This is a genomic window from Sinorhizobium numidicum (assembly GCF_029892045.1).
Lineage (GTDB): Bacteria > Pseudomonadota > Alphaproteobacteria > Rhizobiales > Rhizobiaceae > Sinorhizobium > Sinorhizobium numidicum.
The window spans coordinates 966,969-992,736 of the sequence record NZ_CP120367.1; the positions used below are offsets into that span (position 1 = coordinate 966,969).

At 61.4% G+C, this 25,768-nt stretch carries 20 protein-coding genes; 10 read left to right on the forward strand and 10 right to left on the reverse strand.

Annotated elements, in window-relative coordinates; translation table 11 throughout:
- Positions 1-50 precede the first annotated feature (50 nt).
- The 4 genes from PYH37_RS04655 to PYH37_RS04670 all read left to right on the forward strand — a co-directional run bounded on the left by PYH37_RS04655 (position 51) and on the right by PYH37_RS04670 (position 3,076).
- On the forward strand, positions 51-953 hold the full coding sequence (locus PYH37_RS04655) for an ABC transporter permease (protein ID WP_280732260.1): 903 nt from the start codon (positions 51-53) through the stop codon (positions 951-953).
- Position 954: 1 nt separating this feature from the next.
- Entirely contained in the window at positions 955-1,776 is an 822-nt protein-coding gene (locus PYH37_RS04660; protein WP_280732261.1) for an ABC transporter permease, read from the forward strand.
- A gap of 4 nt (positions 1,777-1,780) precedes the next feature.
- Positions 1,781-2,521: an aspartate/glutamate racemase family protein gene (locus tag PYH37_RS04665; protein WP_280732262.1), complete on the forward strand. Its 741-nt coding sequence runs from the start codon at positions 1,781-1,783 to the stop codon at positions 2,519-2,521.
- A 150-nt stretch (positions 2,522-2,671) separates the two neighbouring features.
- On the forward strand, positions 2,672-3,076 hold the full coding sequence (locus tag PYH37_RS04670) for a hypothetical protein (RefSeq protein ID WP_280732263.1): 405 nt from the start codon (positions 2,672-2,674) through the stop codon (positions 3,074-3,076).
- On the opposite strand, the gene PYH37_RS04675 is transcribed toward PYH37_RS04670, so the two are convergent.
- Complete coding sequence (locus PYH37_RS04675; RefSeq protein WP_280732266.1) at positions 3,048-3,344, reverse strand: hypothetical protein; 297 nt, start codon at positions 3,342-3,344, stop codon at positions 3,048-3,050. The two genes, PYH37_RS04670 and PYH37_RS04675, sit on opposite strands and share 29 nt — an antisense overlap.
- A gap of 148 nt (positions 3,345-3,492) precedes the next feature.
- Between PYH37_RS04675 and PYH37_RS04680 the strand changes: the two genes are divergently transcribed.
- Both PYH37_RS04680 and pbpC read left to right on the forward strand, forming a co-directional pair.
- Entirely contained in the window at positions 3,493-8,943 is a 5,451-nt protein-coding gene (locus tag PYH37_RS04680) for an alpha-2-macroglobulin family protein (protein ID WP_280732528.1), read from the forward strand.
- 8 nt (positions 8,944-8,951) lie between these two features.
- Positions 8,952-11,036 carry a penicillin-binding protein 1C gene (gene pbpC / locus PYH37_RS04685; protein WP_280732267.1) on the forward strand — a complete coding sequence of 695 codons (2,085 nt, stop codon included), beginning with the start codon at positions 8,952-8,954 and terminating at the stop codon, positions 11,034-11,036.
- Positions 11,037-11,221: 185 nt separating this feature from the next.
- Here pbpC and PYH37_RS04690 read toward each other — a convergent pair whose 3' ends face one another.
- On the reverse strand, positions 11,222-11,527 hold the full coding sequence (locus PYH37_RS04690) for a DUF982 domain-containing protein (protein ID WP_280732268.1): 306 nt from the start codon (positions 11,525-11,527) through the stop codon (positions 11,222-11,224).
- A 318-nt stretch (positions 11,528-11,845) separates the two neighbouring features.
- Between PYH37_RS04690 and PYH37_RS04695 the strand changes: the two genes are divergently transcribed.
- Together PYH37_RS04695 and PYH37_RS04700 are read left to right on the forward strand one after the other, a co-directional pair.
- Complete coding sequence (locus tag PYH37_RS04695; RefSeq protein ID WP_280732269.1) at positions 11,846-12,322, forward strand: Hsp20 family protein; 477 nt, start codon at positions 11,846-11,848, stop codon at positions 12,320-12,322.
- Between the two features lie 85 nt (positions 12,323-12,407).
- Positions 12,408-12,914 carry an Hsp20/alpha crystallin family protein gene (locus PYH37_RS04700; protein ID WP_280732270.1) on the forward strand — a complete coding sequence of 169 codons (507 nt, stop codon included), beginning with the start codon at positions 12,408-12,410 and terminating at the stop codon, positions 12,912-12,914.
- Between the two features lie 48 nt (positions 12,915-12,962).
- On the opposite strand, the gene guaD is transcribed toward PYH37_RS04700, so the two are convergent.
- A complete protein-coding gene (guaD, locus tag PYH37_RS04705; RefSeq protein WP_280732271.1) occupies positions 12,963-14,306 on the reverse strand; it encodes a guanine deaminase in 1,344 nt (447 codons plus the stop codon).
- Positions 14,303-15,541 (reverse strand): urate hydroxylase PuuD, encoded by a 1,239-nt coding sequence (locus PYH37_RS04710; RefSeq protein WP_280732272.1) that lies wholly within the window; start codon positions 15,539-15,541, stop codon positions 14,303-14,305. The genes guaD and PYH37_RS04710 overlap by 4 nt, the downstream gene beginning before the upstream one ends.
- A gap of 148 nt (positions 15,542-15,689) precedes the next feature.
- On the opposite strand from PYH37_RS04710, the gene PYH37_RS04715 reads away from it, so the two are divergent.
- A complete protein-coding gene (locus PYH37_RS04715; protein WP_280732273.1) occupies positions 15,690-16,604 on the forward strand; it encodes a LysR family transcriptional regulator in 915 nt (304 codons plus the stop codon).
- 268 nt (positions 16,605-16,872) lie between these two features.
- Here PYH37_RS04715 and PYH37_RS04720 read toward each other — a convergent pair whose 3' ends face one another.
- The 5 genes from PYH37_RS04720 to uraH form a co-directional block, all read right to left on the reverse strand.
- The gene (locus tag PYH37_RS04720) at positions 16,873-17,178 is read right to left on the reverse strand and encodes a hypothetical protein (protein ID WP_280732274.1); all 306 of its coding nucleotides are present in this window, start codon (positions 17,176-17,178) and stop codon (positions 16,873-16,875) included.
- Positions 17,179-17,571: 393 nt separating this feature from the next.
- Positions 17,572-18,429, reverse strand: coding sequence for a xanthine dehydrogenase accessory protein XdhC (xdhC, locus tag PYH37_RS04725; protein WP_280732275.1), 858 nt, complete (start codon positions 18,427-18,429; stop codon positions 17,572-17,574).
- Positions 18,430-18,492: 63 nt separating this feature from the next.
- Positions 18,493-20,844, reverse strand: coding sequence for a xanthine dehydrogenase molybdopterin binding subunit (xdhB, locus tag PYH37_RS04730; protein ID WP_280732276.1), 2,352 nt, complete (start codon positions 20,842-20,844; stop codon positions 18,493-18,495).
- Positions 20,845-20,857: 13 nt separating this feature from the next.
- On the reverse strand, positions 20,858-22,339 hold the full coding sequence (gene xdhA, locus PYH37_RS04735; protein ID WP_280732277.1) for a xanthine dehydrogenase small subunit: 1,482 nt from the start codon (positions 22,337-22,339) through the stop codon (positions 20,858-20,860).
- 6 nt (positions 22,340-22,345) lie between these two features.
- A complete protein-coding gene (gene uraH / locus PYH37_RS04740; protein WP_280732278.1) occupies positions 22,346-22,717 on the reverse strand; it encodes a hydroxyisourate hydrolase in 372 nt (123 codons plus the stop codon).
- 176 nt (positions 22,718-22,893) lie between these two features.
- On the opposite strand from uraH, the gene puuE reads away from it, so the two are divergent.
- Positions 22,894-24,309, forward strand: coding sequence for an allantoinase PuuE (puuE, locus tag PYH37_RS04745; RefSeq protein WP_280732279.1), 1,416 nt, complete (start codon positions 22,894-22,896; stop codon positions 24,307-24,309).
- A 210-nt stretch (positions 24,310-24,519) separates the two neighbouring features.
- Here the strand turns inward: puuE and PYH37_RS04750 are convergent, their stop codons facing one another.
- Positions 24,520-25,680 carry a CapA family protein gene (locus PYH37_RS04750; protein WP_280732280.1) on the reverse strand — a complete coding sequence of 387 codons (1,161 nt, stop codon included), beginning with the start codon at positions 25,678-25,680 and terminating at the stop codon, positions 24,520-24,522.
- Positions 25,681-25,768 lie beyond the last annotated feature (88 nt).

A 25,768-nucleotide genomic window follows, 5' to 3' on the forward strand; every position in this document is an offset into this window, starting at 1 on the left:
CAGGGGATGAGGGGGCTATTTTGCATGCTGCAAGTTCGAGAGGATAGACGATGACGGCAATCGCAGTTTCAGGAGAGGTCAACGCAGCACCTCGCGGCCTTGCCGCGCCGCAATGGCTGATCGCCTATCTTCAGGCCTTGCCGCTCATCTTGATCCTCGGTTTCTTCTTCATCCTGCCGATCCTGACGATCTTCGTGGTCAGCTTCTGGGACTACGACTTCGCGGGCCTCTATCCCGATTTCTTGACGATGAACTATAGCGATACGCTCGGCTCGTGGGTGACCTGGAAAACCTATCTCAACACGCTGAAATTCACGGCCATGACCTGGGCGCTGACGCTCTTTATCGGTTTCTGGGTCGCCTATTTTCTCGCCTTCCATATCCGCACGACAACGATGCAAATGGTGCTCTTTCTCGTCTGCACGGTGCCGTTCCTCACCTCCAATATCATTCGCATGATCTCCTGGATTCCGGTGCTCGGCCGCAACGGCCTCGTCAATTCGACGCTGATCGAGCTCGGCATCATTCCTCAACCGATCGAGTGGCTGCTCTATTCCGATTTCGCCGTCGTGCTTGCCATGGTTCATCTCAATACGCTCTTCATGGTGACGCCGATCTTCAACACGCTGATGCGCATCGACCGCTCGCTGATCGAGGCGGCGCGCGACTGCGGCGCGACCGGCTGGCAGATCCTCTGGAACGTCATCCTTCCTTTGGCGAAGCCCGGCATGGCCATCGGCTCGATCTTCGTCGTGACGCTGGTCATGGCCGATTTTTCGACGGTGCAGGTCATGTCCGGCGGACAGAGCGCATCCGTCGCGCTGATGATGAAGAACCAGATGTCGCTGCTGCAATATCCGGCGGCAGCGGCCAACGCCGTCGTCCTGCTCGTCGTCGTGCTGCTGATGGTCGCCGCAATCCTCAGGGTCGTCGACATCCGGAAGGAGCTCTGACATGAGCCGCGAAACGCGACCTATGGAATTCTACGTGCTCGCGGCCTTCTTCGCGCTGTTCGTCCTTTTCCTGTACGGACCGTTGTCGGCCGTCCTGATCCTCTCGTTCCAGGGTCCGGACGGCGGCCTCACCTTCCCGCTGAATGGCGTATCGCTGCACTGGTTCTATAATCTTTTCGAGAGACAAGCCGTCGGCGACTTCGGCGCATCCTTCCGCCGCTCCTTCACGCTCGGACTGATGGTGATGCTGGTGAACGTCGTCGTGGCGCTGCTTGCCGGCCTTGCCTTCCGCCACCGTTTCCGAGGTGCGACCACACTCTTCTACATGACGGTCGCGAGCCTCGTCGTTCCGTCGATCATCATCTCGCTCGGCATTGGCGTCGTCTTCCAGCAGTTCGGCCTGAAGCCCGCCTGGTATTCATCCGGTTTCGGTGCGCATCTCACCTGGACGCTGCCCTTTGGCGTCCTCATCATGTTCGCCGTGTTCAACCGCTTCTCGCCCGCCTACGAAGAAGCTGCGCGCGACCTTGGTGCAAGCTCGTGGCAGACTTTCCGGCACGTGGTCCTGCCGATGATCGCACCCAGCCTGATCGGCGTGGGCCTCTTCGGTTTCACGCTTTCCTACGACGAGTTCGCACGCACGCTGATGACCTCCGGCACCTACAACACGCTGCCGCTCGAAATCTACGGCATGACAACCAATGTGACGACGCCGGTGCTCTATGCGCTCGGCACGGTCACGACGCTCTTCTCCTTCACCATCATCCTCGTCGCACTCGCCGTCATTCTGGTCATGCGCCGCCGGCAGGCAAAGATAAGCTAACTCCATGCACATTCTGATCGTCAATCCGAACACCACCGTCTCGATGACCGAGAAAGCAGCTAAGGCCGCGCATGCGGTCGCCGGGCACGGCACCAAAATCATCGCCGCCACGTCGAAGAGCGGACCTGCCTCGATCGAGGGGCACTACGACGGAGCGATTGCCGTACCCGGTCTGCTGCTCGAAATCCGCGAGGGTCAAGCAGCAGGAGTGGACGCCGCCATTATTGCCTGTTTCGACGATACAGGATTGGAGGCGGCTCGCATGCTCGCCGATATTCCCGTGGTCGGGCTTTGCGAATCCGCGGTGATGACCGCCGCACTCCTCTCCCAACGCTTCACGGTCGTCACCACGCTGGAGCGCTCCCGCGTTCTCATCGAAGACCTGGTGCGCCGCCGCTACGGAATGGGTGACCGGGCGAAGGTACGCGCTGCGGATATTCCGGTTCTCGAACTCGAGGACAAGGCCTCCGGCGCGCTACTAAAGCTCAAGCGCCAGATCGAACTGGCGCTCGAAGACGATGGCGCCGAGGCGATCGTGCTTGGTTGCGCCGGCATGGCCGATCTCGCGCAATCCCTTCAACGCGAATATCGCGTGCCGGTCGTCGACGGCGTCTCGGCAGCGGTCAAGCAGGCGGAAGCGCTCGTGGCGCAGGGTCTGACTACCAGCAAACGCGGTTCCTATGCCTCTCCTCTGGCGAAAGCCTATGCCGGTTCGATGAGCGCCTTTGCGCCAGCATCGGCGTAGGTCCCGCTCTTCGCGCCTTGCGTCGGTCTGCGAAAGCCCGTCAGAACGGGCAGCCCGAAGAGGGGAAGGGAGTTGCACCGTTCCGCCGCGGACCTGACTTAGCACCGAAATGAATATATTCTGCGCCATCGCCTGCCCGGGGGAGCCAGCATGTCACGTGTCATCATTCTCGCCGTCGCTCTCGCCATGCTCTCGGCTCCGGCCGCAGCGCGTTCCAAGGCAGCGGAATACCTGGTTGCCGAACAGATTGCCGAGGGCTGCGGCGGGCCGGGACAGATCGACCCCGGCGCGGTGATCGAGCGCGACCTGACTGGCGATGGCAAGGCCGATCTCATCATCAGCCACGAAGGCATGAACTGCGGGAACGGGAAACGTAGCAGCTTTTGCGGAGCGCAGGTTTGCTCGGTCCTGATCTATATCCGCCGCGAGGCTCTGCTGGTGCTCGCGCGCGAAATGCTCGGGGCCGGCGTCACCGTCAGCGGCGGGGCAATCCACATGTCCGCTCATGGCGGAAAGCAAGGGACTATCAAGTGGAACGGCCGGGAGTTTCGCTAGCTCGGAACCGAACGGGCGCTATCCGCGCGGCTGCGTGGCCGCTTCGATCCGCCATATCGGCGGCGAGTTTGAGGAACAGCTCCTTGCGCTCTGCCGGATCGATCGGCAGCGTCAGGCGTATGATCGTATAGGCCTGCTTGATGAGCCCGGCGGTGATCGTGCCGTGCGAATATCCATCCTCGAGCGCCAGCTCGACGACGTTCTGCAACATCGTCTGTCCGATCCGGTCAATGTTGCGCATCGTTTCCGCGTCATGCAGATCGTACATGGCCTTGCCTTCCATAAATGCCTGCGGTTGCAGCGCCGATTTGTGGCGCCTGCACGCTCCTCGCCGTCTCCTCGGTTGACAACGCCTGGTGAAGATTGAAAGAGTGATCACCAATCGAGGCGGGCAGCGTTGGGAGGACTTAATGTCTATGCGCGCGTTCATCGGCCTTTCCACTTTCCTTCTCATGCTCGTTTCCGTTGGTACACCTGCCGCGGCGGCTGACTCTGGTCGAAGGATCGAGATCACCCGGGATGGCGACTATTTCGGCTTCGACCTTCGCACCGAACAGAACGTCTCGCTCGAACAGTGCCAGACCACCTGCGTCGCCGATCGATCCTGCAGGGCCTTCACCTACAATCCAAAGGTGAAGTGGTGTTTCCTCAAGTCCGACTTCAACCAGCTGAATACGTTCAAGGGAGCAATAGCCGGGAAGATCGTCGAGAACGTCGGCAACGGCCCTGACATCGGTGCGCCGCCGCGCCTCTCCTTCGTCTCGGACCAGCTCATGCAGGATGCCCGCGACGTAAAGGCGAACCTGGCGCTCGCCGAGGATCAGCAGGGCTTCGGCGTCAACGGCCTTATCGAAGCGGCGCGCAGCGAATTGACTGCCGGCAATGTCGAGAACGCGCTGAAAGCATTCCGCGGAGCGCTCGCGATCACGCCCGACGACGGCGAATTGTGGCTCGAGACGGCGCGCGCCGCCAATCGGATCACGGGCAATACTGAAATCGCCGGTCAGGCCGCCCTTGCCGCTCTGAACGGCTATCAATTGACGCGCACGACTGAGAGCCGGGCGAATGCACTCGCCGTTCTCGCCAAGGCGCTCGAGAACATGGAAAACTACCGCGCGGCGCTCAATGCCTATAAGGCAAGTCTCGAGCTCGCGCAGGCAAAGACCGTGGAGACGGCCTATCTCGACCTCAAGGCGCGGCAGGGCTTCCGCGTTACCGATCACACGATCGATGCCGATAGCGCCAGCGCACGCGCCTGCGTTCAATTCTCCGAACAACTCGTCAAGAACGGGCCTGACTATGCCTCGTTCGTGACCCTTGACGGAGCGGCACCCAAAGCCGTCGAAGCAAAGGGAAGCGAGATTTGCGTCGAGGGCCTGACGCACGGGCAACGCTACAAGCTCGTGCTCCGCCAAGGGCTGCCCTCCTCCGTGGACGAGGTGCTCGAAACGCCGGTCAGCCTCGACATCTATGTCAAAGACCGCTCGCCGATGGTCCGCTTCACCGGCGACAGCTTCGTGCTGCCGTCGACCGCGCGGCGCGGAATACCGATCGTCTCGGTCAATACCGAGAGCGCAAACCTGAAGCTCTACCGCATCGGCGACCGCAGCATTTCGTCACTGCTGACCAGTTCGCAATTCCTCACGCAGATCGATGCCTACAGTGCGCAGCGCATCGAGGACGAGAGCGGCGAGCTCGTCTGGCAGGGCAGCATCGACATCGAGACCGAGCTCAACAAGGAAGTGGTCACGAGCTTCCCGGTGGATGAGGCGCTGCCGAAGCGCGAGCCCGGCGTCTACGTGCTTACGGCGGTCTCTTCGACTGGCGTCAGCCAGGAATGGGATGCGCGCGCCACCCAATGGTTCGTCGTTTCCGAGATCGGCATCTCGACCTATGCTGGCACCGACGGGCTCTCCGTCTTCGTGCGATCGCTCGCGAGCGCCAAGCCGCTCGCCGGGGTCGAACTGCAACTGATCGCCAAGAACAACGAAGTGCTCGGCACCGCGACGACCGATGCGGACGGACGCGCGACCTTTGCGGCCGGGCTGATCCGTGGCACCGCCAGCATGACGCCGGCTGTCATCACCGCGAGGAAAGGCGCTGACGACTACGTCTTTCTCGACATGACGCGCGCCGGCTTCGATCTGTCCGACCGCGGCGTCACCGGACGGGCGGCGCCCGGCGCTATCGACATCTTCGCTTGGACGGAACGCGGCATCTATCGCGCCGGCGAGACGGTCCATGCCGCCGCGCTCGCCCGCGACGTCAATGGTGCGGCGATCGAGAACCTGCCGCTCACCTTCATTTTCATGCGTCCGGACGGTGTCGAGGATCGGCGCCTCGTCAGTAATGGCGGCAAGCTCGGCGGACACACGCTCGATTTGCCGATTCCCGAAAACGCCATGCGCGGCACCTGGACGATGCGGATCTTCACGGATCCGAAGGGGTCTGCGATCGGCGAGAAACAGTTCCTCGTCGACGATTTCGTGCCGGACCGGACCGAGTTCGACCTCACCAGCGAGGCAAAGTCGATCGAAATCGGCACACCGATCCAGGTCGCCGTCGACGGTCGCTTCCTCTATGGCGCGCCGGCTGCGGGGCTGACGCTAGAGGGCGAGGTGTCGGTGAAGCCGACACGCGAGAATGAAGCTTTCAAAGGCTATTTTTTCGGCCTTGCCGATGAGGAGGCGAGTGAAGATACGCGCGTGCCGCTCGAAGAGCTCGAACCGCTCGACGCGGACGGAAAATCCGTCTTCGACGTGGACCTCAGCGAGGTGCCGTCGACGACGCAATTGCTCAATGCCAACGTTACGGTGCGCATGCGCGAGGCCGGCGGACGCGCGGTCGAGCGCTCGCTGACATTGCCGGTCAAACCGGAAGGCCCGATGATCGGCATCAAGCCGGAGTTCTCGGGCGACCTTGCTGAAAACTCGGTTGGCAAATTCCATGTCATCGCCGTCGACGCCGATGGCGCGAAGATAGCGATGCCCGGCCTCATCTGGAAGCTGATCAGCGTCGAGCGGAACTATCAATGGTACCGCGACGGAAGTGCCTGGAAATATGAGCCGGTCATTTCGACAAAGCAGGTGGCGAACGGTACGGCGGACGTGACAAAGGACGGCACGGAGATTGCCGTGCCGGTCGGCTGGGGTCGCTATCGGCTTGAGATCGAGACGGCGGCGATTGACGGCCCGACCTCCAGTGTCGAGTTCGACGCCGGCTGGTATGTCGAGGCCGCGTCGACGGAAACGCCGGATGGGCTTGAGATCGCGCTCGACAAGGAAAATTACTCCGTCGGAGAGACCGCGAAGCTCAAGGTTTCTCCGCGCTTTGCCGGCGAGCTCCTGGTGACGGTCGGCACGGAAAACTTGATTTCGACGACGACCGCAGCCATCGCAGAGACTGGTGGTGAAGTGGAACTGCCGGTCACCGCAGACTGGGGCGCGGGCGCCTATGTCACCGCAACGCTCTACCGCCCCGGCGAAGCTCAAGAGAGCCGCATGCCGATGCGGGCGGTCGGCATCAAATGGCTGACCGTCGATCCCGCCGACCGCAAGCTTGCCGTCGCACTCGACGTGCCGGAGAAAACGCAGCCGCGCCAGCCGCTTAATATCAGCCTCAGGGTCGAGGGCGCGGGCACGCAAGAAGACGCCTATGTCACCCTTGCCGCCGTTGATGTAGGCATCCTGAACCTCACCCGCTACGAAGCTCCCGATCCCGACGGCTGGTACTTCGGCCAAAGGCAGCTTGGCCTTGAGATCCGCGATCTGTACGGCCGGCTGATCGACGGCTCGCTCGGCGCGACCGGGCGCCTGCGCACCGGCGGCGACGGCGGGCAGATGCCGCTGCAGGGCAGCCCGCCGACCGAAAAACTCGTCGCGTTCTTCTCCGGTCCGGTAAAGCTCGATGCCGAAGGCAAGGCGAATGTCAGCTTCGACATTCCACAGTTCAACGGAACGGCGCGGGTCATGGCCGTCGCCTGGACGAAGACCGGCGTCGGCCACGCGGTCAAGGACGTCGTCGTCCGCGATCCGGTCGTGGTCACCGCCAATCTGCCGAAATTCCTCGCACCCGGAGACCGGGCTGAACTGAGGCTCGACATCGCCAACACCGATGCGCCGGCCGGCGACTATCAGTTGCAGGTGACGAGCAACGGCCCGATCACCGTCGAACAGGTGGGGCCGTTCGAAACCGTGCAGCTCGACGCCGGCGGCAAGTCTGCCGTGACGCTGCCCATCGCCGGTCAATATCCCGGCAGCGGCCGCGTCAGCGTAAAACTCTCGAACGCCGCAGGCCTGTCGCTGGAGCAGGCGCTGGATATCCCCGTTCGCCCGGCTGCGCTGCCGGTGACGCAACGCCAGGTCGTCAATATCGCCGCCGACAGCAGCCTGACCGTGGACGGGCAATTGCTCGCCGAGAGCCTTTTGCAGGGCGCCTCGGTCAGCCTCAACGTGACGCGCTCGGCCGCCTTCGATATCCCGGCGCTGCTGATGACCCTCGACCGCTATCCCTATGGCTGCGCCGAGCAGACGACCAGCCGAGCTTTGCCGCTGCTCTACCTCAGCGAATTGTCAAAGCAGTCCGGTCTTCCGGAAGACCGGGACGTGACGAAGCGGGTTCAAGAGGCGATCTACAGCGTCCTCGCCTATCAATCCTCATCGGGCAGCTTCGGCCTGTGGAGCCCCGGCTCCGGCGACCTCTGGCTCGACGCCTATGTCACCGACTTCCTGACCCGCGCCCGCGAGCAGAAATATGAGGTGCCCGAGCAGGCGATGGTGCAGGCGCTCGAAAACCTGCAGAACGCGCTGAGCTACGATGTCAACGTCAAGGACCAGGGCAACGAGATCGCCTATGCACTCTACGTGCTTGCGCGCAATCGCAAGGCGGCGATCAGCGATCTGCGCTACTATGCCGACACGATGCTTGGCGACTTCCCGACTCCGCTCGCCAAAGCGCATATCGCCGCAGCACTCGCGCTTTATGGCGATGCCGAACGTTCGCAGGATATTTTCGCTGCCTCGCTCAACATGTCGACCGGGCTCGTCAATGTCAGCCTCGCCCGCTCCGACTATGGATCGTCGCTGCGCGACGATGCGGCCGTACTGGCGCTCGCCGCCGAAAGCCGGCCCGTGCCGCCGATCATTCCGGAGCTTTCGAAGATCGTCGCGAGAGAGTGGCAGCAGGCGAAATACACGAGCACCCAGGAACAGACCTGGATGCTCCTTGCCGCCCGCGCCATTCAGGGCGGCGACGAGGATATGAGGCTGGACATCAATGGCGCCGAGCGCACCGGCAGCTACGCTGCGCGGATCACCGGCGATGCGCTCATGGAGCACCCCGTCGTCATCCGCAACAACGGCGCCGATGCCGTGTCCGCGATGGTGACGACCGTGGCCGCTCCCGCCCAGCCGCTGTCGGCCGGCGGTGACGGCTTCACCATCGAGCGGACCTATTACACGCTCGAGGGCGCGGAGGCGAATGTCAGCGAAGCGCGGCAGAACGAGCGCTATGTCGTCGTGCTCAAGGTGACCGAAAGCAACGACTGGCCGTCGCGCGTGCTGATCGCCGATCTCTTGCCGGCCGGCTTCGAGATCGACAATCCAAGCCTCGTCGACAGCGCCGCACTTACCAACTTCGAGTGGATCGGCGAGGTCGAGGCCGCCCATACCGAGTTCCGCAGCGACCGCTTCGTCGCCGCCTTCGACCGGTCGACCGGCGACAACCGAGAGATCACCCTTGCCTATGTCGTGCGCGCGGTGACACCTGGCACCTACGACCATCCGGCCGCAAGTGTCGAGGACATGTACCGGCCGCAGTTCTCGGCGCGCACGGCGACAGGACGCATGGAGGTGCTGGCAGCGCAGTAGCACGGGCTATGTCCATTCGGCGAAAACTCTTCATCGGCTTGCCGATCGGCCTCATCATGGCCGTGTCGGCATTTTTTGCGCTCGAATGGGCGGACAAGACCTTTCCGCCGCCGCTCGAAAGAACAGCGGCGGTCTCGGTCGAGGTTCTGGACAAGGATGGACAATTGTTGCGCGCCTTCGCGATGAAGAATGGTTTGTGGCGACTGAAAACGACTGTCGGCGATGTCGACCCGCGCTTTCTCGAGATGCTGATCGCCTATGAGGACCAGCGCTTTCGGCAACATCACGGGGTGGACACGCTGGCCTTGGCACGCGCGGCGCTACAATTTGTCACTAACGGCCGCATCGTTTCCGGTGCCTCGACGCTCTCGATGCAGGTGGCAAGGTTGATCGAGCCACGCGCGCGGCGGACGCTTACCGCAAAACTCTTGCAAGTCGCTCGCGCCATCCAGATCGAGCGACGCCTTAGCAAGGATCAGATCCTCGACCTCTATCTGACCCACGCTCCCTATGGCGGCAATCTCGAGGGCGTACGCGCCGCTAGCCTCGCCTGGTTTGGCAAGGAGCCGCGCCGCCTCTCGGTCGCCGAAGCGGCGCTTCTGGTCGCGTTACCGCAATTACCGGAAAAGCGCCGGCCAGATCGCAATCTTGCGGCGGCGGAGGCGGCTCGGCAACGGGTGTTAACCCGCATGGCGGTTGCCAATGTGATCGGCGAAGGGGAGGCAGAGCGGGCGGCGATAACAGCCATCCCGAACCGCCGCCTTCAGCTTCCGGCTCATGCCGCACATCTGGCGGAAGCCGCCGTTCGCAAGGAGCCCCGGACGCTCCAGCATCACACGACCCTGCGCCGCGACATGCAGCGCGGATTGGAGGCCGTCGCGCGCGAAGGGGCAGCAAGGCTCGGCCCCAAGGTCTCGGTCGCCATGGTCATGGCTGATGTTCGAAGCGGCGAGATCGTCGGCGAGGTCGGCTCGGCCGATTATTTCGACGCAAGCCGCTCCGGCTGGATCGATATGACGAGGATCACCCGATCGCCGGGGTCGACGCTGAAGCCCTTTATCTACGGGCTCGCTTTCGAGGAGGGCTTGGTCGCCCAGGAAACGATAATCGAGGACAGGCCGGCGGATTTCTTCGGCTATCGGCCGCGCAATTTCGACATGACCTACCAGGGCGATGTCAGCGTGCGCCAAGCCCTGCAGCTTTCCCTCAACGTACCGGCAATCCGCCTGCTCGATGCGGTGGGGCCCGCACGATTGATGATGCGCTTCCGCCGCGCGGAGGTGCGCCCAAAGCTGCCGCCGAACGAGGCGCCAGGGCTCGCCATTGGCCTTGGCGGTGCTGGCGTCACCTTGCGCGATCTCGTCCAACTCTATGCCGGTCTTGCTAATCGCGGCTGGCCTGTGCGGCTCGGCGACAACATTGACGGCAAGGCCGGGCTGATCGATGGCGAGCCGCTGCTCTCGACGGTCGCCGCCTGGCACGTCGCCGATATTCTCGCGGACGTATTGCCGCCAGCCGGGAGCCGCCAGCGCGGCATCGCCTACAAGACGGGCACCAGCTACGGCTATCGCGATGCGTGGTCCGTCGGCTTCGACGGTCGCTACGTGCTGGGGGTCTGGTTCGGCCGTCCGGACAACGGCGCTGTGCCGGGATTGACCGGCTATGGAGCAGCCGCCCCGATCCTCTTCGAAGGATTTGCCAAGAGCGGGGTCGCCATCACAGCACTGCCAGACGGGCCTGCCGGCGCCGTGCGGATCGCCCAGACCGAGCTGCCGATCAGCCAACGGCGCTTCTCCATTACCGCGAGCGACTTGCTTTCAGCATCGATACGCGAAGCCGCGCCGCAGATCGTCTTTCCCCCGGAAGGGGCCCGTGTCGAACTTGGCGCCGACCGGAGCGAAGCGATGATGCCCCTGACGCTGAAACTGCATGGTGGCCGGGCGCCGTTCCGGTGGCTTGCCAATGGCCGTCCGCTGCCGGATATCACCCGCCGTCGCGTGAGCCAATGGCTGCCCGACGGCGGCGGCTATTCGACCCTGACGGTCATCGACGCGCTGGGTCGCGCGGCCAGTGTCCGCGTATTCGTGGACTAGGCTGGAAAGAGCGTCCCTCCTTTTTGGCAGATATGTGCTCCAAACCGGCCGGAGCTGCCGCTCCGTGCATCCGGCCGGTGAATGTTTGCGACCTGCTGCATGACCGATTTAAGGATAAAAACGTTCAGCATTTCAAAGTGCTACAGCGACCTTTGTGCGCCTGAAAAGACGCACGGCGCTGTAGTTCAGGCCGTCAGTGCAGCTTGCGTCGCTGCTTTCTGCCGGTGCGGCGCCTGGGTCGCCATGACCGCGGGCATCCCCGCTTCGAGGCAGGCGGCAACGAAGGCCTCTCGCGCCACCGCTGCTGGCGTCATCCGGTTGAGCGCGCGCCGGCAGGTGCGCACCGCTCGCTCGTAGCGCTCTCCCTTGCGCAGCGGCCATTCGTTCTCCAGGAAGTCAAGGGCCTCATATACCGAACTGAAGGTGCGCGTCAGACCATTCGAGAGACGCACGATGAGAGGGATTGTCCAGGGAACCTCGTTGAGAAGCATTTTTCCTCCTTCCTCCTTTCGCATACCGTGAATGGATTGGATGAAAAGAGATATTGGCGCTGAAAATGCAAAATCAATTACCCCTCGACGATGCATGTTTGCCGCTGTGAATACCGGCTCCAAAAAAACGAATTTTCGAGTGGCCATCCCCGTTTTGCCCGATGGGCCGTTGGACATATCGAGGCAAGATTTGCCCCTTGAAACATCGGTCCGAGCGACTAAATCGATTATAGAGCCGCCTTTTAGGGGCTCTCGGTCGAGGGGCGCCGTCCTCTTCGGCGCGCCTCATTGTCCATGTTGCTCAAGGAGGATATGGCCATGAGAACAACGTTCGATTTTTCGCCTCTGTCCCGGTCGAGTGTGGGCTTTGACCACCTTTTCGACCTGCTGGACGCCGCGAGCCGTATGGCGCCTACGGATAATTGGCCGCCCTACGACATCATGCGTACCGGGGAAAATAACTACCGTATCGCGATGTCGGTCGCAGGCTTCACGCCCGAAGAAATCACGATCACGCACGAGCCGCACCTGCTTGTCGTCACCGGTGAGAAAGCCGGAGGGGACGAGGCGGATTACCTCTATCGCGGTATCGCCGCTCGCAATTTCGACCGCAGATTCCAGCTCGCGGATTATGTAACCGTTAGTCGTGCCAGCCTCGCCAACGGGTTGCTGACAATCGACCTGGTTCGTGAGCTGCCCGAGCAGATGAAGCCGCGCCGTATCGAGATACGGCAGGCCGACGCCTTGCCGCCGGTCGAATCTAAAAAGATCGAGGGCGGCAAGCAGGCCGCATAAGCAATGGATAACAGCATCCACCGATCCTGAGACGCCGGCAGCGTCCGGCGTCTCATCGGCGGTAGCAGCAGAAAGGAGCTGAGAAATGAACGTACGTGAACTCATTCCTTGGGGCTGGAAACAAGACCAGGTCCCTGCATCCTATCGCGGTGATCGTAACCCCTTCCTCACGCTTCACCGTGAAATGAACCGGCTGTTCGATGACATTTACCGCGGCTTTGATCAGCGTATGCCCTTCGCGTTTACCGGGCGTTCAGGCTTCGGCGGCTGGCCGAGTGTGGAAATCACCGACCGGGAAAACGAAGTCAAGCTTACGGCAGAGTTGCCCGGGCTTGAGGAAAAGGACGTCGAAATCTTCCTTTCCGATGGCGTGTTGACGCTGCGCGGCGAGAAGAGGGCCGAGAGCGAAGATGAGGAAAATCAGTTTTCCGAATGCTTCTATGGTCGCTTCGAGCGGCGCATTCCGCTCGGCTACGACATCGACGAAAGCAAAGTGAACGCGACCTTCAAGAATGGTGTACTGAGTGTCACCCTGCCGAAGACCGAGCAGGGCAAGGCCAAGGGCAAACGCATCGCGATCAGCAGCTCATAAGATAGGTCAATCGACGCCCGTCGGGCGCGCAAAGCGCCCGACGCATCGCTATGCCGTCTCCGGCACTCGCTGGAGGGTGCTTCCGGCGAACTGTTTGCTCCGCTTCATCGGCGTGCCGGCGACATAGACTTCCGCCACCGAACGGTCATCACCCATCGTCTGGAGGATGAACAACTCTTCCACGAGCGATGAAGCGACCTGCATGCGCAGTTCCATGGCCGACTTTGCGCGACTGTCGAGTACGACGATATCCGCGTCCGCGCCAGCATGCAGCGAGCCTATCCGGTGATCGAGGTCGAGTGCCCGGGCGTTGCCGAGTGTCATCATGTAGAAGGAGTTCAGCGGAGAAAGCCGCTGGCCTTGCAGGTGCAGTATCTTATAGGCCTCATCCATGGTTTCGAGCATGGAGAAGCTTGTGCCACCGCCGACGTCGGTCGCGACGCAATGACGGGCCCCGAGCCTGTCGAAGCGATCCCGGTCGAAAAGGCCGCTGCCGAGAAAAAGATTGGATGTCGGGCAGAATACACCGACCGCGCCAGTCTCAGCGAGCACCGATATTTCCCGATCGCTAAGATAGATGCAATGGCCGAGCAGGGTCTTGCGACGCAGCAGGTCATAACGTGCGTAGATGTCGGTGTAATCTTTCGCTTCCGGGTAGAGCGATGTAGCAAAGGCGACCTCATCGCGATTTTCGGAAAGATGGGTTTGCACGTAGCAGTCCGGGTGTTCGGCGACGAGCGCGCGGCTCATCTCCATCTGCTCGGGCGTCGAGGTGATCGCGAAACGCGGGCTGATCGCATAATGCGCACGGCCGCGGCCGTGCCATTTACCGATGAGGTGTTTCGTCTCGTCATAGCCTTTCTGCGGCGTATCGCGCAGCGCGTCGGGCGCGTTGCGGTCCATCATCACCTTGCCGCCAATCATCAGCATGTTGCGTTCTTCCGCGGCGGTAAAGAAGGCATCGACGCTTTCCGCATGCACGGAACAATAGGCGACCGCGGTCGTGGTGCCGTTGGACAGAAGTTCGTCCATGAAACGGCCTGCGATGAAATCGGCATGTTCCGGCGCTTTGAACTTCTGCTCTTCGACGAAGATGTAGGTGTTCAGCCATTCCAGGAGTTTCGCGCCGTAAGAGGCGATCGCCTGCGTCTGAGGGAAGTGCAGATGAGTGTCGATGAGCCCGGGCAGCACGAGATGCGGGCGATGATCGGCAATCACCGCATGGTCGCCAGCTTGTCTGGCGATGTCGCCGTAGGACCCGACGTCGGCGACCTTGCCGTTCCTGACGAGCACGGCGCCGTCTTCGAAAAAGCGATAGGAGCCGGTATCATCGATGCCCTCAGGCTCCTTGAGGAAGGTGAGCACCCGGCCACGGATCAGCAACTCATTCATCGAATCTTTCCTTCCTTCACGGCCGTCTCATACCAGGAGGCCAGCAGTTGCCGCTCTTCTTCGGTGATACCAGTTACATTGGCAGGCGGCATGGCGCGCGAACGGCCCGCCTGCAGATAGATTTCGCGGGCATGCGAGACGATGTCGCGTTCGCTTTCAAGAACGACGCCCTTGGGCGGCACGATGATGCCCTCCCAGCCAGGTTCCCTGGCATGGCACATGGAACAGCGTCCGAGCACCGTGTCGCGTATTTTTGAAAAGTCCGCCTCTGCAACGACCGCCTGCTCGGCCGTCGAGGCCCTTGCCTCTCCGCCCTCGGAAAGAACCTTCGGCACGGTCGAAAGCCACATGATGGCGATGAAAAGCAGCACGGTGACCAGCCAGGTCCACGTCGGGTTGCCTTTGCGCGCGTGCCGGGTGTTGAACCAGTGACGGATCGTGACGCCCATCAGGAAGACGAGCGAGGCGATGATCCAGTTGTACTGGGTACCGAAGGCCAGCGGATAATGGTTCGACAGCATCAGGAACAGCACCGGTAGCGTCAGATAGTTGTTATGCGTTGACCGCTGCTTTGCCTGTTTGCCGAGAGCCGGATCCGGCGTGCGGCCGGCGATCAGGTCGGCAATGACCTTTTTCTGGTTCGGGATGATGATGAAGAACACGTTGGCCGACATGATCGTCGCCGTAAAGGCACCGAGATGCAGATATGCGGCGCGGCCGGTAAAGAGCTGTGTATAGCCCCAGGCGACCGCGACGAGCACGAAATAGAGCAGCACCATCAGCCGCGTGTTGTCGCTGCCGAGCGGCGATCGGCAGATCGCGTCATAGGCAAGCCAGCCGAAGCCAAGCGACGCGAGCGAAATGGCAATAGCGGTTGGCTTCGAGACGTCGAGCACGTTGGGATCGATCAGATAGAGATCCGCGCCGGCGTAATAAAGGAGTGCGAGCATGCCGAAGCCCGAAAGCCAAGTGACGTAGGATTCCCATTTGAACCAGATCAGGTGCTCGGGCATGTTCTCCGGCGCGACCAGGTACTTCTGGATGTGATAGAAACCGCCGCCGTGGACCTGCCATTCCTCGCCATAGGCGCCAACCGGCAGCCCCTGTCGCTGTCTCAAGCCCAGATCGAGCGCGACGAAATAGAACGACGAACCGATCCAGGCGATGCCGGTGATGACATGCAGCCATCTTACCGCGAATGTCAGCCAGTCCCAGGCAATGGCATATTCGTACATGCACGTCTCCCATTTCTCTGGGCGGCATTATGTGTCATTGCTTGGGGAGACGAGAACGGCGCCAGGCCACCAACTCTTTCAAAAAAAACTATAAAATCACTTCGGAGCTGGCACGCTAGTTTGAGTCCTGAGAAGCAGAGGCGGGAGCATGTCCTATCTCGATAATGTGCGCGTTTTCGTGCGTGTCGTGGAACTTGGAACGCTGTCGGCCGCCGGCCGCGACCAGCGCGTGACCCCCGCCGTCGCCAGCAACAGGATCAAGGAGTTGGAGCGCCAACTGGGGGTGCGCCTTTTCAACCGCACCACCCGCAAATTGACCCCGACCGAACATGGCCGTGTCTTCTACGACGGCGCCGTCAAGATCCTCGAAGCGGTGAACGAGGCCGAAAGCGCCGTCACCGATCTTTCACGCAATCCCAAGGGAGCGCTGAAGATCACCGCACCGCTTGGCATCGGTCGGCGGTTGATCGCAACCGGCATCCCGGAATTCCACGACAAATATCCGGATATCGAAGTGCGCCTGCGCCTCTCAGACCACAACGTCGACATCCTGAGCGAAGGCGTCGATGTCGCCTTCAAGCTCGGCATACTCGAGGATTCGAACCTGCGCATGCGCGGGATCATGAATTGCGATCGCGTGATCTGCGGCTCGCCGCTCTATTTCGAAAAAAGCGGCATACCGACAACGCCCGACGAACTCATCACCGATCGCCACGACTGTCTGTTGCTTCGCTACCCCGGTTCCAAGGAATACTACTGGACGCTGCAGACCGGCGACGGCGTGCGCAAGTTCGAAGTGGCCGGTCCTTATGATTCCGACGATGGCGACGTCCTCACGCAATGGGCCCTCGACGGCCGTGGCATCATCAACAAGCCGCTGTTCGAGGTGAAGCAATTTATCAGCGATGGCTTGCTCGTGCCTATCCTGGAGGAGACGCCCCCGCTCAGCGCCCAACTCGCGGCGATCTATCCGCACAAGCGGTTCCAGGATCCGAAAGTGCGCCTGATCATAGACTTCATGGCCGAACGATGTCAGCGGCTGATCGGCAAGATGCTGGCTTAAGAGGGACGTGCATCGCTCTTTTCGACGTCAAAGCTAGATCGGCCGACGTGGACCCGCTGTTGCAAGCATGAGCCAGGATGATGCCGTCGCCCACGCTAGATCATCGTGAGACAGGCATTAATCTGCTTCGGATCCAATGCTAATGAACTCGGACGTGGAACGCGAGAGAAACCGCCCGCACCATGTCGTCCCGCTCTCGCTGGCTTCAAAAAGGAAAAAAGGAGGGCGGCCCCCAAGACTGTTGCCGCCCTCGCATGCTCTTGCGCGTTTAACGATTAACGTCAGTCTTGCCGGAGTTGCCGGGCACGCCGTCACCACCGCCGTTGCCGAAGCCGTTATTGCCGTGCGGACCTTTGCCGTGGCCATCGTCATCGTCATCGTCGTCGCCGTCGTCACCATCGTCGCCGTCACCGTCGTCGCCGTCACCGTCGCCATTGTCGCCGTCGCCATTGTCGCCGTCGCCGTCGTCGCTTTGATAGTTAGCTTTTGCGACGTCTATCGCAAATGGAGCGGAATATGCCGCCAGCAGTGCCAAAGCTGTCGACAAGGTAAGAATGCGTGTCAGTTTACTCATCGTCGCCTCCCGTTTGGTGTGGTATTGCGATTTTCGGAAAATTTGCAAAACGCGATTTTACTTACGGAGAAACCAGAATTTCACCAACGCGTTATTTTTCGATCAGTACTGACAACACAGCCGACCTTGAATTTTGCAACAATTGCATATTATACTATAAGTTTGACAACAAAGAGAAGCAACCAATAGGGATTATCTTCTGGCGCCTGGTTCAGAAAGCAACGCATTCGGGCTATGTCACAGCATGGTATGGCTACTTGCATGGTTTCTCAAATCGGAGCCGATTGGAGGACAAAATCATGCAGCGATTTAGAGCGTTACAGCGACTTTTGTGCGTCTGAAACGACGCACGGCGCTGCAAAGGGCGGCGCAGATCTTTCTCGACAGGCGCGATCACGCGCCAACAGGTTTTCCCTGTCTGCGCGGTGGCATGTCGCTGTTCTGCCGATCGTGACCCAACACGGCGGTTATGATTTCGGCGGCTGCGAGTGCCGCGATGACCGCCGGCCGCTTGTCTTTGATCGCGCCGCCGATCGGGCAGACGAGCCTGTCGAGAAGCTTCGGTTGATTGATTTCGTGGGAGAGCCACCTCTTGAAGGTGGCACGCTTCGTCTTCGATCCGATCATGCCGACATAGCAGGCATCTTCTCTGCCGAGCGCCTCCGTCGCGATCAGGAAATCCAGCGCGTGGTCATGAGTGAGAACGACGAAGGCACTGTCCGGTGGCGCGTCGCGGACCACCGCCTCCGGCATCGCCGTGAGACAGGTTTCGATCCCCGGGGTATCGACGCCAGAAAGCTCGTGCTCGCGCGTGTCGACGAGCACCGTCCTGACCGGCACCAGCGACAGGGCCGTGGCGAGCGCATTGCCGACATGGCCGGCTCCGAAGATATAGACGTGCGGCCGCCGTGCGATCTCGCTATCGCTGCGCTGGATGAGCGCGGCCTCGGTTTCGGTATCAACGGGCTTGAACGACAGCGCCACGCGCCCGCCGCAGCACTGGCCGATCTCCGGGCCGAGGGGAATTATCAGCCTATCCTCGGCGGCGGCTCCCTGGAGCAGCTTCCGTGCGTGGTCGATCGCCAAATATTCCAACTGGCCGCCGCCGATGGTGGCGAAGGTCCGCTCCTTCGAGACGAGCATCCAGGCATCCGTATCGCGCGGCGTCGACCCGGCCGCTCCTGCCACTTCGACGAGAATGCAGGCCGTCTCGCGGCTCAGGAAATCCCGTATGTCCTCCGTGCTCGCCATGCTCACTGTTCCTGTTCCGCTGCCCGGATGGCGGCGCCTTTCGGGCGACGACTTCAAAGCGCTTCACGCATTCGCTTCAACCCGCGACGCTGCGGCGGCGCGCAAATGCTCGATCGCCATCAAAACGCGTTCGGGCGTTGCCGGCGTATCGATGCGCGGCGGAATACGATAATCCGCAACGCTTGCCGCCGCCATGGATATCGCTTCGAGAACGGAAATTCCCAGCATGAATGGCGGTTCCCCTACGGCTTTCGAGCGGCGGATCGTCTCCTCGCGATTGACCGACCATTCCGCCAGGCGCACGTTGAAGACACGCGGCCGGTCGGAAGCAAGCGGGATCTTGTAGGTCGACGGCGCATGGGTGCGCAGCCGGCCCTTCGCGTCCCACCAGAGTTCTTCCGTCGTCAGCCAACCCATGCCCTGCACGAAGGCACCTTCGACCTGTCCGAGATCGAGGGCCGGGTTCAGCGACTTGCCGGCGTCGTGGATGATGTCGGTCCGGTCGACCTGGTACTCCCCGGTCAGCGTGTCGACGCTGACCTCGGAGCACGAGGCGCCGTAAGCATAGTAGTAGAATGGACGCCCTCTGCCCTCGGATCGATCCCAGTGGATCTTCGGCGTCTTGTAGAAGCCGGCGGCGGAAAGTTGTACTCGGGCCGCATAGGCCGACTTGATGAAATCCGCAAAGGTGACGCGTTCGCTGCCGATCCGCACCACATTCGGTTCGAACCCGACATCCGCTTCGCTGATACTGTAGCGCTCCGCCGCGAAACGCACGAGCCGCGCCTTGATCTGCTGGGCGGCATTGGCGGCCGCCATGCCATTGAGATCCGATCCTGAGGAGGCCGCAGTCGCCGAGGTATTCGGCACTTTGCCGGTGGAGGTCGCCGTCACCTTGATCCTGTCGAGATCGACCTGAAATTCGTCGGCCAAGACCTGCGCTACCTTGGTATAGAGCCCCTGCCCCATCTCGGTTCCGCCGTGGTTCAGGTGGATCGAACCGTCCGTATAGACATGGACGAGGGCGCCTGCCTGATTGTATTCGGTCTTGGTGAAGGAGATGCCAAACTTCACCGGCGTCAGTGCGATGCCGCGCTTGATGACATGGTTTTCGCAGTTGAAGGCGAGGACCGCCTGCCGCCGGGAGGCATAATCCGCGGAAACTTCAAGTTCCTCGATGATCCGCCCGATGATGTTATCTTCCACCGTCTGGTGGTAGGGCGTCAGATTGCGCCCCTCTTCGCCGTATAAATTGAGCTTGCGGATCTCGAGCGGATCCTTGCCGAGCGTATAGGCGATGTCCTCGATCATCCGCTCGCCGCCGACCATGCCCTGCGGGCCGCCGAAGCCGCGGAAGGCGGTGTTCGATACCGTATTGGTCTTGAGCGGACGCGAACGCAGCCGAACATTGGGATAGAAATAGCAATTGTCGGCATGGAAGAGCGCACGGTCGGTGACGGGGCCGGAGAGATCGGCCGAGAAGCCGCAGCGCGCGGCGAAGACCGCGTCCACGGCTTCGATCCGGCCGTGGTCATCGAAGCCGACCTTGTAATCGACGTGGAAGTCATGGCGCTTGCCGGTCGCCGTCATGTCGTCATCGCGGTCGGGGCGGACTTTTACCGCGCGGCGGTATTTCTTCGCCGCGAGCGCCGCGACAGCCGCAAAAAGGTTCGCCTGCGTCTCCTTGCCGCCGAAGCCGCCACCCATGCGGCGGACATTCACCGTTACAGCATTGGACGGCACCCTGAGCACTTGAGCGACCATGTGCTGCGTCTCGCTCGGATGCTGGGTAGACGCATAGACGGTCACTTCGTCATCCTCTCCAGGGATCGCGAAAGAGATATGACCTTCGAGATAGAAATGATCCTGACCCCCGATCCGCATCTCGCCCTTAACGACATTCTTCGACTTGGCGAAGCCGGCGTCGATGTCGCCGCGTTCGAGCTTCAAAGGATCAATCACCATTGGGTAGTTTGCGGCCGCCGCTTCGAGGACATCGGTGACATGCGGCAGGTCGCGATATTCGATCTTCACCTTCGCGGCCGCCCGCCGCGCTGCATCGCGCGACGTGGCGATCACGGCAAAGATCGGCTGGCCGTGGAATTCGACCTTGCCTGTCGCAAACACCGGGTCGTCATGTTTGTGGGCCGGGCTGATATCGTTCTCGCCAGGGATATCATCGGCGGTCAGGATGCCTACGACACCTGGACTTGCCCTGACGGCTTCGAAATCGGTCGACAGGATCTCCGCGTGCGCCCGCTGGGATAGGCCGAGATACCCATGCAGCGTGCCGGCGGGCTCTGGCATATCGTCGATATATTCGGCCGTGCCCGAGACGTGCTTATGACCGGATTCGTGCTTTTCCTTCTCATGAACGCCACCGCGGATGCGGTCGATGGGCTGCATCACATTCATCGGTCGGACCTTTCTAGACAGCCGCCGCGATATTGCGGTCGATCCGGAGGTTCTTCGTGCCCTGCGTTTCCAGATAGAAGCGCCGCAGGAGATTCTTTGCCACCAGCATGCGGTATTCCGCAGAAGCGCGCCAATCGCTCAGAGGTGTAAAATCCTGCTCGAAGGCGACGATCGCGGCTCTGATGGTGGCGTTATCCCAGCGCTGACCTTTGAGTGCGGCCTCCACATTCGAGGCGCGCTTGGGCGTTCCTGCCATGCCGCCAAAGACGATGACGGCATCAGGAACCCGGCCTTCACCGTCGATGGTTATCCGGAACGCACCGCAGACGGCCGAAATATCCTCGTCCAGCCGCTTTGTGACCTTGTAGACCGCGAAGCGGTCGGCATCGCCGAGGAAGGGAATGCGGACGCTCTCGACGAATTCGCCCCGCTGACGATCCTGCTTGCCGTATTCGATGAAGAAGGCTTCGAGCGGCAGCGTCCGGCGGCGCGCTCCTTTCCGCAGGGTTATCGCCGCGCCGAGCGCGATCAGCGCCGGCGGTGTGTCGCCGATTGGCGAACCATTGGCGATGTTGCCGCCGATCGTGCCCATGTTGCGAACCTGCTCTCCGCCGAGCCGGTCCCAGAGCTCGCGAAGTTGCGGGAAATGATGGAGAATGACCGAATAGGCTTCGGTGTAAGTGACGCCGGCGGCAAGCGTCACGCCGCTACCGTCGATGGAAATCCGGCGCAATTCGTCCAGATGCGAAGTGTGTACGACCGGGGCGATGTCGCGCATGAACTTCGTTACCCAGAGGCCGACATCGGTCGAGCCCGCAACGATCGTCGCCTTCGGACTAGATTCGAGCACTGCGGCGAAATCATCCAGAGAGGCAGGCAATACGATGCGTTCGGCCTCCTGACCGATTTCGACGCGGCGACCGTCCTGCAGCGCGGCCAACTGCCGGCCGATCTTCTCGCGTTCGACAACCAGCGGATCCTTCCCGACCTCACCGATAGAGGAAATCGCCTCGGCTGCGCGAATGATCGCAGCATAGCCGGTGCAACGACAGAGATTGCCCTGCAGGGCCTTCTCGATCTCTTGGATGCTCGGCATCGGATTTTCCATCCAAAGAGCGTAAAGCGACATCACGAAACCGGGCGTACAGAAGCCGCATTGGGAGGCATGCGTGTCGACCATCGCCTGCTGGACGGGGTGAAGCGGTCCGTTGGGTTCGGCAAGCGCCTCCACCGTCACGACGTGGCAGCCATCGAGCGAGGCGACAAAGCGGATGCAGGCGTTGATCGATTCATATTTCAGCTCGCTGCCGTGAAGCCGGCCGACAAGCACCGTGCAGGCGCCGCAGTCTCCCTCCGCGCAACCTTCCTTCGTCCCGCGCAGATTGCGGTCGATGCGCAGAAAATCGAGCAGCGTTTCGACCGGCGGAACATCGGCAAGCTCGATGAGCCGCTCGTTCAGCAGGAAACGGATGGTATTGCGGACTTCGATCGTCATGCCCGGTCAGCTCCCGCGATAGGTCGAATAGCCATAGGGTGAAAGCAGGAGCGGCACGTGATAGTGCGCGGCCCGATCTGTGATGCCGAAGCGGATCGGAATGATGTCAAGGAAAGGATAGGCGCCGCGCTCCGGCATAGAGCCCAGATATTCGCCAGCGTGAAACCGCAGCTCGTAGACCCCGCTCTCCATCGCGCCGCCGCTGAGCAGCGGCTGCTCGCAACGCCCGTCGTCATTGGTGCGGGTCGAAGCGAGATGCTCCCGCCACTCGCCATCGAGCCGGTAGAGGTCGATGCGCAGGTTGCCGGCCGGCCTGCCGCTTGTCGTATCCAGCACGTGTGTTGTCAGCCGCCCGGCGTTTGCACTTTGAGTTTGCATGCGTGTCGCTCCTCCAACTCAGTCTCGCAAGTCCCCAACGACGAATATCGGCAGAGCGGGCGCCTTTGTGTAGCAGCTTCATCCTTCGAGACTTTCAAATTTTTCGGGGGGAATTGGCGCGCTTCTTTGCCGCTACCAATTGGGCATCTAGAGACAATCTCACGAGGAACTGTTGGATGAGATATCCCCGCGATCTCCACGGCTACGGCCCCAGCCTCAATATCGTGTGGCCGAACGAAGCTCGGATCGCCGTTCAATTCGTCGTCAATTACGAAGAGGGCGGCGAAAATTGCGTGCTGCACGGCGATGCCGGCTCGGAGGCCTTTCTATCGGAGATCGTCGGCGCCCAGGCATGGCCTGGCCAGCGCCACTGGAACATGGAGTCGATCTACGAGTACGGAGCACGCGCTGGCTTCTGGCGCCTGCACCGCCTGTTTACTGAAAGGAATGTGCCGGTCACCGTCTATGGCGTCGCGACCGCGCTCAAGCGATCGCCCGCCCAGGTTGCCGCCATGCAGAAGGCCGACTGGGAGATCGCCTCCCACGGGCTGAAATGGCTCGAGTATAAGGACTTCAGCGTCGAGGAGGAGCGTGCCGAAATCGGCGAAGCGATCCGGCTGCATACGATCGTCACCGGCGAGTGGCCATACGGCTGGTACACGGGCCGTTGCTCAGAAAACACGCTTGATCTCGTGACCGAGGCCGGCTGTTTCGACTACGTCTCGGATTCCTACGCCGACGACCTGCCCTATTGGCATGAGCACGCCGGTCGGCACCAACTCGTCGTTCCCTATACGCTCGACGCCAACGACATGCGCTTTGCGACGGCGCAGGGCTTCAACAGCGGCGATCAGTTCTTCAGCTATCTGAAGGATAGTTTTGACGTCCTCTATGCCGAGGGTGCGGTCGGCTCACCGAAGATGATGAGCATCGGTCTTCACTGCCGCCTCGCCGGTCGGCCGGGGCGGGCCGCCGCGCTTGCACGCTTCCTTGATTATGTAAAGGGACATGAGAAGGTCTGGCTGGCGCGCCGGGTCGACATCGCCCGCTACTGGGCTAAGACGTATCCGTTCCAGCCGAACGACAATCGCCCTTCGAGGCTTTCGGAGGAGGCCTTCGTCACCCGCTTCGGCGGCGTCTTCGAGCATTCGGACTGGATCGCCAGGCGCGCATTTGCCGACGAGCTGTCGCCTGCCAATGACACGGCGATCGGCCTGCATGCGGCGCTGACCGCCGTCTTTCGCGGCGCGACCGAAGCGGAGCGGTTTGCCGTCCTCAACGCCCACCCGGACCTTGCCGGCAAGCTCGCCGAGGCTAAGCGCCTGACCGAGAGCTCGACCAATGAGCAGGCCTCGGCCGGCCTGGACGCGCTCACCGATCGTGAACGTGTGCGGTTCATAAGCCTGAACAGCGCTTACGTCGAGAAATTCGGTTTCCCTTTCATTATGGCGGTGAAAGGACGAAGCAAGGACGAAATCCTCGCGGCCTTCGAAAGCCGCATCGGCAACGACCGCGCGGCGGAGTTCGACACGGCCTGCCGCCAGGTCGAAAGGATCGCGCTTCTCCGCCTACGCGACATGCTGCCGGACTGAGGAAACGCCATGGTAACCCGCCATGGCTATGGAGCTGACAAGGTCAGGCAGGCCGGCGCAGCAAGGCATGCCCGCCCCAATATCCATTCCGATGGCGGGTCAACCGCCTACGCATCTCCGGAACGATTGCGACAGTCTGCGCCGGATGAAGGAAATCGCCATTCGGCGATCGCTGCACTGCAGACCTGAGCGACGGCAGATAAATACCTGTCACGGCTTTTTGGTCGACCACGACAAAGCAAGCCGCTCATCAAGCGTTTGCTGCACACCGGTCCCAAACCGCCGGCTTTTCCCGTCGAGCGTTTCGCTCAGCCACGTGATGTCCTTTCTGGAGGGCCGGACAAGACTGAAGCGGCGTGCCTGCAGGGGAACGAGTTCAAGTGCTGCGAGGTCGCGATTTGCGCGGTTTATGGAGGCAAAATACATCAAACGCAGATCGCCGCGGAACGTCTCGTACCCGGCAATCCCCTCATAGTCATTGATGAAGTCGCCACAGCCATAGAGGATCAGGCGGTTGCGATAGACTTCAATCGCCTTGGCGTGATGCGACGAGTGTCCGTGCACGATCGAAATGTCTGCCTCTTCTATAAGCGCGTGCGCGAACTGTCGCTGAGCAGCGGGTATGTCTTCGCTCCAGTTCGGGCCCCAATGAATCGAGACGACCACCACGTCCTGCGGCCGTCTCATCGTGCGGATGTGATCAGCGACGCGACTGGCGCGGGCGGGGTTAAGATCCGGCAAAAAATTCACGCCTGCTCTGTTACTTGCCGCGGCCCAACTGTGAGGCGTGCCGGATGTCGGTATCGCAAGAGCGAACACGAGCACGCGACCTCTGTCGCCCGCATCAATCACGGCGGGCGCGCTCGCTTCGGCCAAATCATGTCCAGCCCCAGCCGTCTTGATTTGAAGGCGGTCTAAAGTCGCCAAAGTTTCGAGTAGGCCGGCAGGTCCCCAATCAAGGACGTGGTTATTGGCAAGGACGCAGCAATCCACGTCGGCAACGATGAGACAGGAAGCGTTCTCGGGGCTCATCCGATAGTTGATGCCTTTCGGAACATAGTCGTTGCTGCGGGTTATGGCGGTTTCGAGATTGATAATGCGGACATCTGGCCGTGCACGATCGAATTCGTCCAACGCCGCTCCCCAGATGTAAGCTGGGTCCGTCGGCCGAGGGATGGGTCCGTGTGCCCTCTCCGCCAGAAGAACGTAATCCCCGGCCGATCGAAGATAGCCCTCGTACAGAACCGGATCACATGCATTGGGCAGCACCTGATCAATGCCCCGTCCGGTCATGACGTCGCCGCAGAGGAAGAGCTGGACTGTCCGCTCTTCCACAACCATGTTCGATGGTAAATCTCCGATCGCGCTCATAACTGCCGACCTCTGTTGATCCAAACCCAATGGGGCTCAGCCGCGGTGCGGCCGGTGCGATGGGCGGTCCCCAAAAGACACTGGACCC

What these genes read in the sequence shown, in the direction of transcription:
- PYH37_RS04655 (WP_280732260.1), top strand. Translation starts at nt 51, where the DNA reads ATGACGGCAATCGCAGTTTCAGGAGAGGTCAACGCAGCACCTCGCGGC.
- PYH37_RS04660 (WP_280732261.1), top strand. Translation starts at nt 955, where the DNA reads ATGAGCCGCGAAACGCGACCTATGGAATTCTACGTGCTCGCGGCCTTC.
- PYH37_RS04665 (WP_280732262.1), top strand. Translation starts at nt 1,781, where the DNA reads ATGCACATTCTGATCGTCAATCCGAACACCACCGTCTCGATGACCGAG.
- PYH37_RS04670 (WP_280732263.1), top strand. Translation starts at nt 2,672, where the DNA reads ATGTCACGTGTCATCATTCTCGCCGTCGCTCTCGCCATGCTCTCGGCT.
- PYH37_RS04675 (WP_280732266.1), bottom strand. Translation starts at nt 3,344, where the DNA reads ATGTACGATCTGCATGACGCGGAAACGATGCGCAACATTGACCGGATC.
- PYH37_RS04680 (WP_280732528.1), top strand. Translation starts at nt 3,493, where the DNA reads ATGCGCGCGTTCATCGGCCTTTCCACTTTCCTTCTCATGCTCGTTTCC.
- pbpC (WP_280732267.1), top strand. Translation starts at nt 8,952, where the DNA reads ATGTCCATTCGGCGAAAACTCTTCATCGGCTTGCCGATCGGCCTCATC.
- PYH37_RS04690 (WP_280732268.1), bottom strand. Translation starts at nt 11,527, where the DNA reads ATGCTTCTCAACGAGGTTCCCTGGACAATCCCTCTCATCGTGCGTCTC.
- PYH37_RS04695 (WP_280732269.1), top strand. Translation starts at nt 11,846, where the DNA reads ATGAGAACAACGTTCGATTTTTCGCCTCTGTCCCGGTCGAGTGTGGGC.
- PYH37_RS04700 (WP_280732270.1), top strand. Translation starts at nt 12,408, where the DNA reads ATGAACGTACGTGAACTCATTCCTTGGGGCTGGAAACAAGACCAGGTC.
- guaD (WP_280732271.1), bottom strand. Translation starts at nt 14,306, where the DNA reads ATGAATGAGTTGCTGATCCGTGGCCGGGTGCTCACCTTCCTCAAGGAG.
- PYH37_RS04710 (WP_280732272.1), bottom strand. Translation starts at nt 15,541, where the DNA reads ATGTACGAATATGCCATTGCCTGGGACTGGCTGACATTCGCGGTAAGA.
- PYH37_RS04715 (WP_280732273.1), top strand. Translation starts at nt 15,690, where the DNA reads ATGTCCTATCTCGATAATGTGCGCGTTTTCGTGCGTGTCGTGGAACTT.
- PYH37_RS04720 (WP_280732274.1), bottom strand. Translation starts at nt 17,178, where the DNA reads ATGAGTAAACTGACACGCATTCTTACCTTGTCGACAGCTTTGGCACTG.
- xdhC (WP_280732275.1), bottom strand. Translation starts at nt 18,429, where the DNA reads ATGGCGAGCACGGAGGACATACGGGATTTCCTGAGCCGCGAGACGGCC.
- xdhB (WP_280732276.1), bottom strand. Translation starts at nt 20,844, where the DNA reads ATGAATGTGATGCAGCCCATCGACCGCATCCGCGGTGGCGTTCATGAG.
- xdhA (WP_280732277.1), bottom strand. Translation starts at nt 22,339, where the DNA reads ATGACGATCGAAGTCCGCAATACCATCCGTTTCCTGCTGAACGAGCGG.
- uraH (WP_280732278.1), bottom strand. Translation starts at nt 22,717, where the DNA reads ATGCAAACTCAAAGTGCAAACGCCGGGCGGCTGACAACACACGTGCTG.
- puuE (WP_280732279.1), top strand. Translation starts at nt 22,894, where the DNA reads ATGAGATATCCCCGCGATCTCCACGGCTACGGCCCCAGCCTCAATATC.
- PYH37_RS04750 (WP_280732280.1), bottom strand. Translation starts at nt 25,680, where the DNA reads ATGAGCGCGATCGGAGATTTACCATCGAACATGGTTGTGGAAGAGCGG.